The organism is Pseudomonas sp. RP-B7 (assembly GCF_059803535.1).
In genome coordinates this window covers 1-11,713 of the sequence record NZ_JAPFHC010000023.1, presented here as the reverse complement: position 1 = coordinate 11,713, position 11,713 = coordinate 1, and the positions used below count along the sequence as shown (strand labels likewise).

Annotated in this window: 10 protein-coding genes; 7 read left to right on the top strand and 3 right to left on the bottom strand. The window is 61.6% G+C overall.

All coding sequences use genetic code 11. The annotated features are described in order from the left end of the window. The first annotated feature begins 11 nt into the window (after positions 1-11). From OPU96_RS19755 to OPU96_RS19745, 3 genes are all read left to right on the top strand, one after another. Positions 12-677 (top strand): fumarylacetoacetate hydrolase family protein, encoded by a 666-nt coding sequence (locus OPU96_RS19755; RefSeq protein ID WP_226454597.1) that lies wholly within the window; start codon positions 12-14, stop codon positions 675-677. A 267-nt stretch (positions 678-944) separates the two neighbouring features. Next, positions 945-1,871 (top strand): SdiA-regulated domain-containing protein, encoded by a 927-nt coding sequence (locus OPU96_RS19750; protein ID WP_498559538.1) that lies wholly within the window; start codon positions 945-947, stop codon positions 1,869-1,871. Between the two features lie 120 nt (positions 1,872-1,991). Beyond that, positions 1,992-2,900, top strand: coding sequence for an SdiA-regulated domain-containing protein (locus OPU96_RS19745; protein ID WP_192297884.1), 909 nt, complete (start codon positions 1,992-1,994; stop codon positions 2,898-2,900). On the opposite strand, the gene OPU96_RS19740 is transcribed toward OPU96_RS19745, so the two are convergent. Both OPU96_RS19740 and rpiA read right to left on the bottom strand, forming a co-directional pair. After that, positions 2,901-4,847, bottom strand: a complete 1,947-nt coding sequence (locus OPU96_RS19740) for an autotransporter domain-containing protein (RefSeq protein ID WP_498559537.1) — start codon at positions 4,845-4,847, stop codon at positions 2,901-2,903. A gap of 279 nt (positions 4,848-5,126) precedes the next feature. Next, on the bottom strand, positions 5,127-5,798 hold the full coding sequence (rpiA, locus tag OPU96_RS19735; RefSeq protein ID WP_017736692.1) for a ribose-5-phosphate isomerase RpiA: 672 nt from the start codon (positions 5,796-5,798) through the stop codon (positions 5,127-5,129). A 139-nt stretch (positions 5,799-5,937) separates the two neighbouring features. Here rpiA and ilvA point away from each other — a divergent pair, with 139 nt between their 5' ends. Then, positions 5,938-7,452, top strand: coding sequence for a threonine ammonia-lyase, biosynthetic (gene ilvA, locus OPU96_RS19730; RefSeq protein ID WP_192297882.1), 1,515 nt, complete (start codon positions 5,938-5,940; stop codon positions 7,450-7,452). A gap of 41 nt (positions 7,453-7,493) precedes the next feature. Continuing rightward, positions 7,494-7,907 carry a DUF2269 family protein gene (locus OPU96_RS19725; RefSeq protein WP_226454593.1) on the top strand — a complete coding sequence of 138 codons (414 nt, stop codon included), beginning with the start codon at positions 7,494-7,496 and terminating at the stop codon, positions 7,905-7,907. A 113-nt stretch (positions 7,908-8,020) separates the two neighbouring features. Here the strand turns inward: OPU96_RS19725 and OPU96_RS19720 are convergent, their stop codons facing one another. Beyond that, positions 8,021-8,677 carry a histidinol-phosphatase gene (locus OPU96_RS19720; protein ID WP_226454592.1) on the bottom strand — a complete coding sequence of 219 codons (657 nt, stop codon included), beginning with the start codon at positions 8,675-8,677 and terminating at the stop codon, positions 8,021-8,023. Between the two features lie 143 nt (positions 8,678-8,820). Between OPU96_RS19720 and OPU96_RS19715 the strand changes: the two genes are divergently transcribed. Both OPU96_RS19715 and ptsP read left to right on the top strand, forming a co-directional pair. After that, positions 8,821-9,300: an RNA pyrophosphohydrolase gene (locus OPU96_RS19715; protein WP_003176750.1), complete on the top strand. Its 480-nt coding sequence runs from the start codon at positions 8,821-8,823 to the stop codon at positions 9,298-9,300. 22 nt (positions 9,301-9,322) lie between these two features. After that, entirely contained in the window at positions 9,323-11,602 is a 2,280-nt protein-coding gene (gene ptsP / locus OPU96_RS19710) for a phosphoenolpyruvate--protein phosphotransferase (protein ID WP_192297879.1), read from the top strand. Positions 11,603-11,713: the final 111 nt, after the last annotated feature.

Here is an 11,713-nt window from a genome sequence, read left to right as displayed (position 1 = left end):
GGAGTCGTTCCATGAGCTACCAGCACAAGTATGTCGACGGCACCAACATCCACTTTCCGGTAGGGAAAGTGGTGTGCATTGGGCGTAACTACGCCGAACATGCCAAGGAACTGGATAATCCGGTGCCAACCGAGCCGTTGCTGTTCATCAAGCCAGGCAGCTGCGTGGTGGCGTTGGAAGGAGGGTTTGCCATCCCTACCGAGCGCGGTTCGGTGCACTACGAAGCGGAAATCGCAGTGTTGATCGGCAAACCACTGTCGACCAAGCCCAGTCGCGAAGAAGTGCTGGACGCGATCTCTGGTTTCGCCCCGGCGCTGGACCTGACCCTGCGCGACAAGCAGGCCGAGCTGAAAGCCAAGGGCCTGCCGTGGGAAATCGCCAAGTCCTTCGACGGCGCGGCAGTGATCGCGCCGTTCGTGGTGAGCAGCACCTTCCCTGACCTGACCGACATCGGCATCCGCCTGACCATCAATGGCGAAGTGCGCCAGGACGGCAACAGCGCAATCATGCTCAACCCGATCGTGCCGATGATCCAGTACATGGCGGGCTGCTTCTCGCTGCAGGCTGGCGACGTGATCCTCACCGGCACCCCGGCCGGCGTGGGCCCGCTGAATGTGGGCGATGAGCTGGTGCTGGAGTTGTCGGGTGTGAATCGCTTCGAAAGCGTGGTTCGCTAGGTACTGACGAAACGCGATTAAAAATGTGGGAGCGGGCTTGCTCGCGAATACGGTGGTTCAGTTGGAACATCTTTGACTGACACACCGCTTTCGCGAGCAAGCCCGCTCCCACACAAGCCCATTCCCACATTGGTTTTGTGTGTGCCCGCAAAATCCAGTTCTTTGCATTTTTTTCACACGCCATCCGGATAATCCTCAGCCTCTTGCGCGCGGGCTTCTAGATCCTGTGCTATCACCTAACGCTGACTTTCCGGAAAAAGCGCCCCCATGGCCGTTACCCTGCCCAGCAGTACCTCCAAGCCGCGTTCGCGTTTTGCCCTGCGCTGGTATTCCTGGCTGCTATTGGTCGGCGTGATTACCTATGGCCTCGCCTGGGCGATGCACTGGGATGATCGCGGCATGCTGTGGGTCAAGGAACGCTTCGAGAACCCTGCCGAACGCCAGCAGAGCGTGTGGCTGCCGGATTATCAGGTGGTGATCGATGGCAAACTTTTGCCAGGCATGGAGAAGGATGAGGCTTCGGACGTCTCCTACAACCCCCGCACCAAAACCCTGTTTTCCGTCATGGGCAAAAACCCGTTCCTGGTTGAACTGACCCTGCAAGGCGATGTGCTGCGCAAGATGCCACTCAACGGCTGGAGCAACCCGGAAGGCGTGACGGTGCTGGAAAACGACCTGCTGGCCGTGGTCGACGAGCGTGACCACACCTTGACCATCGTCAAGGTCGACGCCGGCACGACCCAGCTGAACAAGGCCGACTTCCACAGCTACGACCTGGGCCCGTCGAAGAACCAGAACAAAGCCTTTGAGGGCGTCACCTGGGACAAGCGCAACCAGCAGATCATCCTTGGCGAAGAACGCCCGCCTGCGCTGTTCACCTGGAAAAGCGACGGCAGCCAGACCCTGGCTGGCGACAAGCAAAAACTGAGTAGCACCGAATTGGACATGCGCAACCTCTCGGCCCTGGCCGTGGACCCACGCACCGGTCACTGGCTGGTGCTTTCGGCCGATTCCCACCTGCTGCTGGAGCTGGATGAAAAGGGCGAGCAAGTCAGCTTCATGACCCTGCTTGGCGGTTTCAATGGGCTCAAAGACACCATTCCACGTGCGGAAGGGGTGACCATGGACGAGGACGGCAACCTGTACATGGTCAGCGAGCCGAACCTGTTCTATCGCTTCGAAAAGCACAAATAGCACCTCGGTTACGTCGGATAGTTCTCTAAGAACGGCATCCACCAGACACCAGGGCGCGTTTAAGTTTAAATTCAGACGGGCGTGATATTCATGCGCCACCTTTGACTTTGAGCCCGCCCGATGCGCCGACTTGTCCGCCCCACACCTATCCTCCTGCTACTTGCGCTGATCGCCCTGATCAGCGCTGCAGTGGTTGCGCAAGAATTTCGCCTGTTCGAGCGTGGCTGGTTCAACTTCCTGGCGTGGCGCCAGCCGGCCAATGAGCATTCCATCGGTCTGGCCGATTACCGTGTGACCCTTGAGGCCCAGGTCATCGAAGGCCTGGACAGTGATGTGTCGGCCCTGACTTACGACCCGGTGCGCAAGAGCCTGTTTACTGTCACCAATAGAAACCCGGAGCTGATCGAACTGTCGCTGGAAGGCAAGATCCTGCGGCGCATCCCCCTGGTGGGGTTTGGGGATGCCGAGGCGGTGGAATTCATCAGCGAGAGCATCTACGTCATCAGCGACGAGCGCCAGCAGCGGCTGATCAAGGTGCATGTGGATGACGACACGCAGTTTCTCGATGCCGCCGACGCCGAGCAAATGGTCCTGGGCCTGCACATGGGTGGCAACAAGGGCTTTGAAGGGCTGGCCTATGACTCGCTGGGCAAGCGTCTGTTCGTGGCCAAGGAGCGCGACCCGATGCTGATCTACGAGATTCACGGCTTTCCCCATTTCAAGCCGGAAAAAACCTACTCGGTGCATGTGATCAACAACCCCAAGCGCGATGCCGGGCTGTTTGTGCGTGACCTGTCGAGCCTGCAATACGATGAGCGCAGCGGCCATTTGCTGGCGCTGTCTGATGAGTCGTTTCTGGTGTTGGAGCTGGATGTCGACGGTCGCCCGTTGAGCAGTTTGTCGCTGCTCAACGGGCGCCATGGCCTGAAAAAACGCGTGCCTCAGGCCGAAGGGATCGCCATGGACGATGACGGTACGTTGTACCTGACCAGTGAGCCCAACCTGTTCTACGTGTTCAAGAAGCCCTGATCAGAACATCCATTGCACCCCCAGCGAGTAGCCGGTCTGGCTGCCTTCGCTGTGGCCCAGGCGGCCGTTGACCTCGGCAAATACTCCCAGCTGCGGGGTGATCGCCAATTGGCTGCCGACTTGCGCGCGACCAAAGCTCTTGTCCGCTGAACCCAGCTTGGCGGTGCGCGCCTGGCCGTCGGCGCGGGCGGTCAGTTGCAGGTCGTCCAGGCGGCCGTCAGCCATCTCCTTGACCCAAGCGATGTCGCCGTAAGGCAGCAGGTTGAGGCCGTAGGGCAGGGCGACAGCGCCTCGCACGCGCCAGCCGAGGCTGGCTTCCAGGGAGTCGAAAGACTGTTCCTCGTAGGTCAGGGCCGTGCGCAGGTCCTGCTTTTCGCGGAATTTATCGATACGCGAGTGGCTGTAGTCCAGGCCTGCAAAAGGCCCGCTCTTGATGGCGCCGAAGTCAAAGTCATAGCCACCCAGCACGCGCGCGCCCAGGGTCAGGGCGTCGGTGTTGCCGGTCAATTGCTGGTTGAGCAGGATCGGCCCGCCATTCGCCTGGATCAGCAGGTTGCGCTTGGACTCGAAGCGGCTGTGGCCGATGCTCAGGTCGCCGGCCAGCCAGCTCGGCCCGCCATCGTTGAGCAGCGCATAGGCCGCGGCTTGCCAAGTGTCGCTGTCGAGTTTGCCACGGTGCTCAAGCGTGTCACGGCCGTTGAGGTAGCTTAGGCTGGCGCCGATGTTCAGGCTCGGGGTCAGTTGATAGTCGCCCAGCGCATGCAGGCCCACGCGTCGCGCTTCGGGGTTGGGGGCAGTATCGAAGCCGCTGTCCGGGTTGTATTCGCCGTCCACGCCGATCTCGCCATCAAAGCTGCCAACCTCGCGGCTGGCCGACTGCAAGGTCAGCCAGCGCCGGTCATGCAGGCGCACCATGGCCTGGTGCTGGCGTTGCAGGTTGTCCTGCATATTGCGCGCAACGGCGCCGCCCGAGGCGGTGGAGGCCATCAGGTCGGCGTTGGTCAACTCCAGCACGAGGCGGCTGAGCAGGCGCGAATAGTCGCGCAGGCGTTGATCGATGCGCGCCTGGCCGAAGGCGTCGGTGAGCACGGCCTTGTTGTCTTCGGCGGGGTCGTGCCAGGTCGAGCCGCCGGGGATCTTCGGGTTGTCGGTCTGGGTGTAACCGTCGAGGTCGCCCAGTTCCCAGTTGGTGGCTTCTATATACAGAATCGGGATGTTCAGCGGTTCGAAGGGCTCGCCATCGCTGCAGCAGCCGGTGCCTTTGGGGTATTGCGGGTCCAGGCCGGGGTTGGTGAACAGCGGGATGTTCAATTCCTTGGCGATCTCAAAGGTGTGCTCGCGCAACGACGCCAAGGCCGGGTTGGCGGTGCTGTTCTGGCCGGCGTGGGCGTACATCATGTCGCCGGTGATCAGGCTGTCGAGGTTGATCATCGCCAGCATGTTCGCGCGCTGGCTGGCGCTCAGCGACGCGACAAACGCCCGCGAACCGCGCAGGCCTTCCTCTTCGGCGCCAAAGCCGACGATCTGCAAGCCGTTTTCCAGTTGCAGGCCGCTAAGGTTCTTCGCCACTTCCGTCAGCACGCTGGCGCCGGAGCCGTTGTCGTCCAGGCCTTGCAGGGTCGGGCGGCCGAAGAAGGTGTCGAAGTGTGCGCCAATCACCACGTACTGCGGTTTGGTGCCGGCGGCGTAGGCCACCACGTTTTGCGACGCGCGACTGCCGTTGTTCCAGGTGAAGTCCTGGCGGCTGATGCTGTAGGCCGTGCCCATCTGGCTCTGCATCCAATCGGCGGCCCCGGCGAAGTTGGCCGTGCCGCGATAACGGCCGGGGTAGTCGTTGATCAGTTTTTCCAGGGTGGTGTTGGCGTGCTCGCCGTAGTCGTAGGCCAGGAGGTGGGTCGGCAGCAGGGCGCAGGCCGCGCTGATAGCAAGGGCTAGGGGCTTTATCACAAGGTCTTCCTTGAGGTGATGGGGATGTTCAAGCCCAGACCTTTGCACAATGTGCGCCTCATTCCCTGGGCGATTGTGATTTGGCGCATTGTTAAACGGGTGAGTCGCCTGGCTGTAATTTGTAACGGATTTGATACCAGTGGCGGTGTTGAGTGTCGTGACGTGGCGCACGATTTTGGCGAGGGGGGCTGCGAAAAGTAGCGTTTTTGTTACATGGGTGCTGTGAGCGAGGGGATCAAATGTGGGAGCTGGCTCCCACATAAAGCGAGGCAGTGAGCCTTAGGCCTTGAGGGTTTTCACACCTTCAGCGGTGCCCAGCAGCAGTACATCAGCCGGGCGCGCAGCGAACAAACCATTGGTGACCACGCCGACGATGGCATTGATCTGGGTTTCCAGCTCCACCGGGTTGGTGATCTGCATATTGAACACATCCAGGATGATGTTGCCGTTATCGGTCAACACGCCCTCACGGTAAACCGGGTCGCCGCCCAGTTTTACCAGCTCGCGGGCCACGTGGCTGCGGGCCATCGGGATCACTTCCACCGGCAGCGGGAACGCGCCGAGCACCGGTACCAGCTTGCTGGCGTCGGCGATGCAGATGAAGGTCTTGGCCACGGCCGCGACGATCTTCTCGCGGGTCAGGGCTGCGCCGCCGCCTTTGATCAGGTTCAGGTGCGCGTCGCTTTCATCGGCGCCATCGACGTAGAACTCCAGGTCGCTCACGGTGTTGAGCTCGTACACCGGAATGCCATGGCCCTTGAGGCGTGCAGCGGTGGCTTCGGAGCTGGCCACGGCGCCGTCGAATGCGCCCTTGTGCTGGGCCAGCGCATCGATAAAGCAGTTGGCGGTGGAGCCGGTGCCGACACCGACGATGCTCTTGTCGTCGAGTTTGGGAAGGATTAAATCGACAGCGGCTTGGGCCACTGCCTGTTTGAGTTGATCCTGGGTCATGCGGGCTCCGGAACGGGCGGGGGAGTTATCGAGGGGCGCGAGTATAACCCAACAAAACCTCTGGATTCGTGTGGTCGCCCGGCCAAAAGCCGGGTTAGACTCCTTGGCCCTGCCAAACCGTGAAAGTAGATGCCCGCCGATGCTTGAACAGTACGTCAAAAAGATCCTCACCTCCCGCGTCTACGACGTTGCCGTAGAAACCCCGCTGCAGACCGCCCGCCAGCTCTCCGAGCGGCTGGGCAACAAGGTCTGGCTCAAGCGTGAAGACTTGCAGCCGGTGTTCTCGTTCAAGATTCGCGGCGCCTACAACAAGCTGACCCAATTGAGCAGCGAGGAGCGTGCGCGCGGTGTGGTCACGGCCTCGGCGGGCAACCATGCCCAGGGCCTGGCCCTGGCCGCCAAGGTGCTGGGGGTCAAGGCCACCATCGTGATGCCCAAGACCACCCCCGAGATCAAGGTTGAAGGTGTGCGCTCCCGTGGTGGCAAGGTGGTGTTGCACGGTGATTCCTTCCCGGAAGCCCTGGCCTACTCGCTGAAACTGGTCGACGAAAAGGGCTACGTCTACATTCACCCCTACGATGATCCGCACACCATTGCCGGGCAGGGCACCGTGGCGATGGAAATCCTGCGCCAGCACCCGGGGCCGTTGGACGCGATCTTCGTACCCGTGGGCGGCGGCGGGCTGATCGCCGGTATCGCGGCGTACGTGAAATACCTGCGGCCGGACATCAAGGTCATCGGCGTTGAGCCGGACGACTCCAACTGCCTGCAAGCCGCGCTGGCCGCAGGTGAGCGCGTGGTACTGCCGACCGTCGGGCTATTTGCCGATGGCGTGGCGGTGGCGCAGATCGGCCAGCACACCTTCGACATCTGCAAGGACTATGTGGATGAAGTGATCACCGTGAGCACCGATGAAATCTGTGCGGCGATCAAGGACATCTACGACGACACCCGTTCCATCACCGAGCCGGCAGGCGCGCTGGGTGTGGCGGGCATCAAGAAGTACGTCGAGACCCGTGGCGTCACCGGGCAAACCCTGGTGGCCATCGACTCCGGTGCCAACGTCAACTTCGACCGCCTGCGCCACGTAGCCGAGCGCGCCGAGCTGGGCGAAGGCCGTGAAGCGATTATCGCCGTGACCATCCCCGAGAAGCCGGGCAGCTTCAAGGCGTTCTGCGAGGCCGTGGGCAAGCGCCAGATCACCGAATTCAACTACCGCTTCCACTCTGGCAGCGAGGCGCACATCTTTGTCGGTGTGCAGACCCACCCGGAAAACGACCCGCGCAGTGCCTTGATCGCCAGCCTTACCGGCCAGGGTTTCCCGGTGCTGGACCTGACCGAGAACGAACTGGCCAAGTTGCACATCCGCCATATGGTCGGCGGGCATGCGGCGCACGTCAGCAATGAAGTGGTGTTTCGCTTCGAATTCCCGGAGCGCCCGGGAGCCTTGTTCAACTTTCTTAACAAATTAGGCGGGCGCTGGAACATCTCGATGTTCCACTATCGCAACCACGGCGCAGCTGACGGCCGTGTGGTCGCAGGCCTGCAAGTGCCGGCGAACGAGCGTCACCTGGTACCGGCAGCCCTGGAAGCCATCGGCTACCCGTACTGGGATGAAAGCGATAACCCGGCCTACAAACTGTTCCTCGGTTGAGCGACTACGCTGATTGGGGCGGCCTTTGAGAGATTCGAGATATGCAAACCCTGATCACCCTGAAAGTTATCCACATCGCGGCCACCGTGTTGCTGCTGCTCAGCGGCCTCGGCCTGGCGCTGTTGGCCTGGCGCAAACGCAGTGCCGGCCCGGCGGTCACCGTGCAGCGGCCGTGGGCCTTCGTCTGGTTGCTGATGGGGATCTGCGTAGTCAGCATGCCGTTCACCGGCTGGTGGCTGGTGCATTTGGTCGGCTGGCCGCTGGGGCAGACCTGGATCCTGGGCTCCAGCATCCTCTATACCGTAGCGGCGCTGGCCTGGTTCTGGCTGGTGGCGCGGCTTAATCGCCTGCGTAAAGGCGAGGGCGGCAGCCTGAATTTCACCCTGGTGCTGGCGGTGGTCAGCCTGGTGGGGTTCGTGGCGATTGCGGGGCTCATGGGCGCTAAGCCGGTTTAAGGCGCAAGACCGAGTCGCCTGCATTCGCGAGCAAGCCCGCTCCCACACTCGACCGAGTTCCAACATGAGAATACGGTCAAAATGTGGGAGCGGGCTTGCTCGCGAAGGGGCTATCAGCTACGCAGCGTAATCACCGGCCACCCGCGCTTCTCAGCCTCAGCCCGCAAATTCGGGTCCGGATCCACCGCCACCGCGTGCGTCACTTGCTCCAGCAACGGCAGGTCATTCATCGAATCGCTATAGAAATAGCTGCCTTCCAGGCTGAATCCGGTTTCTTCCAACCACCGATTCAAACGCGTCACCTTGCCTTCCCGGAAGCACGGCACATCGGTGCTGCGCCCGGTGTAGCGGCCATCTTCCATCTCGCATTCGGTGGCAATCAGGGTTTCCACGCCCAGGCGTGCGGCAATCGGCGCGGTGACGAAACGGTTGGTGGCGGTGATGATCACCAGCGTGTCGCCGGCGGCGCGGTGCTTGGCCAGCAGTTCCACGGCGCCGGGCAGCATCAGTGGCTCGACGCAGTCGCGCATGAAATCGCGGTGCCACTCGTCGAGTTGGGCCATCTCGGTACGGCCGAGGATTTCCAGGCTGAAGTTCAGGTAGGCGGCGTTGTCCAGCTTGCCGGCCAGGTAATCCTGGTAGAACTCGTCGTTGCGGGCCTTGTAGGCGATCGGGTCGAGAATCCCGCGTTCACAGAGATAATCGCCCCAGGCGTGATCGCTGTCGCCGCCGAGAAGGGTGTTGTCCAAGTCGAATAAAGCCAGGCGCATTGCAGTTACTCGCTGAAATGTCTGTAAAAAGGCGTCCAGAATACGGTCTTTTCACAAGAGTGCACATAAGCTAAGAAGCCTCGTTGCCGCTGCAACAACCTTTGTGGAACAATGCGGCGACATGCGTTTGCGAGGTTGTTGCCGTGATCGACCCCGATGGTTTCCGTCCTAATGTCGGGATTATTCTTACGAATGATGCCGGACAGGTGCTATGGGCTCGCCGAATCAACCAAGATGCCTGGCAGTTTCCTCAAGGTGGAATCAACCCCGACGAAACCCCTGAAGACGCCTTGTACCGTGAGTTGAACGAAGAAGTCGGCCTTGAGCGCGAAGATGTGCAGATTCTGGCCTGTACCCGTGGCTGGTTGCGTTATCGTTTGCCGCAACGCCTGGTGCGTACCCACAGCCAACCGCTGTGTATCGGCCAGAAGCAGAAATGGTTTCTCCTGCGCCTGATCTCCAACGAGCAGCGGGTGCGGATGGATTTGACCGGTAAACCGGAGTTCGATGGCTGGCGTTGGGTCAGCTATTGGTATCCGTTGGGCCAGGTGGTGACATTCAAGCGCGAGGTTTATCGTCGCGCTCTCAAAGAGCTTGCCCCGCGCCTTTTAGCGCGCGACTGACGACGGAGTTCGACCCCGAGCCATGCTCAATACGCTGCGCAAGATCGTCCAGGAAGTTAACTCCGCCAAGGATCTCAAGGCGGCGTTGGGGATTATTGTGTTGCGCGTCAAGGAAGCCATGGGCAGCCAGGTCTGCTCGGTTTACCTGCTGGACCCCGAGACCAACCGTTTTGTGCTGATGGCCACCGAGGGCTTGAACAAGCGCTCCATCGGTAAGGTCAGCATGGCGCCCAATGAAGGTCTGGTGGGCCTGGTGGGGACGCGTGAAGAACCCCTGAACCTCGAAAACGCGGCTGATCACCCGCGTTACCGCTACTTTGCCGAAACCGGCGAGGAGCGCTACGCCTCGTTCCTCGGCGCGCCGATCATTCACCACCGCCGCGTCGTCGGCGTGTTGGTCATCCAGCAAAAAGAACGCCGCCAGTTCGACGAAGGTGAAGAAGCCTTCCTCGTGACCATGAGCGCGCAGCTCGCCGGGGTAATCGCCCACGCCGAGGCCACTGGCTCGATTCGCGGCCTGGGCCGTGAGGGCAAGGGCATCCAGGAAGCCAAGTTCGTCGGCGTGCCGGGTTCGCCGGGCGCGGCGGTCGGTACGGCGGTGGTCATGCTGCCGCCGGCGGACCTGGATGTAGTGCCGGACAAGACCGTCAACGACATTGACGCTGAAATCAAACTGTTCAAGACCGCCCTCGAAGGCGTGCGCGCCGACATGCGCAACCTGTCGAACAAGCTGGCCACCCAGCTGCGCCCCGAAGAGCGTGCGCTGTTCGACGTGTACCAGATGATGCTCGACGACGCGTCCCTGGGTAACGAAGTCAAGACCGTGATCAAGACCGGCCAGTGGGCCCAGGGCGCGCTGCGCCAGGTGGTCACCGATCACGTCAACCGCTTCGAAATGATGGACGACGACTACCTGCGCGAGCGCGCCTCGGATGTACGCGACCTCGGTCGCCGTCTGCTGGCGTACCTGCAGGAAGATCGCACCACCAATATGGTCTTCCCCGACAAGACCATCCTGGTCAGTGAAGAACTGACCGCGACCCAACTGGGCGAAGTGCCGGAAGGCAAGCTGGTGGGCCTGGTCTCGGTACTCGGTTCGGGCAACTCCCACGTCGCGATCCTGGCCCGGGCCATGGGCATCCCGACGGTGATGGGCCTGGTGGACCTGCCGTATGCCAAGGTCGACGGCATCGACATGATTGTCGATGGCCATCGCGGCGAGGTGTTCACCAACCCCGGCGAAGTGCTGCGCAAGCAATACGCCGAGGTGGTTGAAGAAGAGAAACAACTGGCGCTGGGCCTCGATTCCTTGCGCGAACTGCCGTGCGTGACCACCGACGGCCATCGCGTGCCGCTGCTGGTCAACACTGGCCTGCTGGCCGATGTGGCCCGCGCGCAACAGCGTGGCGCCGAAGGGGTGGGGCTGTACCGCACCGAAGTGCCGTTCATGATCAACCAGCGTTTCCCGAGCGAGAAGGAGCAGCTGGCGATTTATCGCGAGCAATTGCAGGCCTTCCACCCGTTGCCGGTGACCATGCGCAGCCTGGACATTGGCGGCGACAAGTCACTGTCGTATTTCCCGATCAAGGAAGACAACCCCTTCCTCGGCTGGCGTGGGATTCGTGTCACGCTCGACCATCCTGAAATTTTCCTCGTCCAGACCCGCGCCATGCTCAAGGCCAGCGAAGGCCTGAACAACCTGCGCATCCTGTTGCCGATGATCTCCGGCACCCATGAGCTGGAAGAGGCGCTGCACCTGATCCACCGTGCCTGGGGCGAAGTGCGCGACGAAGGCGCCGACGTACCGATGCCGCCGATTGGCGTGATGATCGAAATCCCGGCGGCGGTGTACCAGGCCAAGGAGCTGGCGCGGCAGGTGGACTTCCTGTCGGTGGGTTCCAACGACCTGACCCAATACCTGCTCGCCGTGGACCGTAACAACCCACGGGTGGCCGACCTCTACGACTACCTGCACCCGGCGGTGCTGCAAGCCCTGCAACATGTGGTGCGCGACGCCCATGCCGAAGGCAAGCCGGTGAGTATCTGCGGCGAAATGGCCGGTGACCCGGCGGCGGCAGTGCTGTTGATGGCGATGGGCTTTGACAGCCTGTCGATGAACGCCACCAACCTGCCAAAGGTGAAGTGGATGCTGCGCCAGGTGGATCTGGGCATGGCCAAGGAGCTGCTGGCGGAATTGATGACCATCGACAACCCGCAAGTTATCCACAGCTCGCTGCAGTTGGCGCTGAAGAATCTGGGGCTGACGCGGATGATCAATCCGGCTTCTGCGAAGACCCTCTGACTTCAGCTGATGGCCCTTGTAGTGAGCGGGCTTGCCCCGCGCTGGGTGGCGAAGCCGCCCCAAACCGGCCGCCGCGGTGTTTCAGGAAGATCGCGGTGTCTGGGTTTAGGG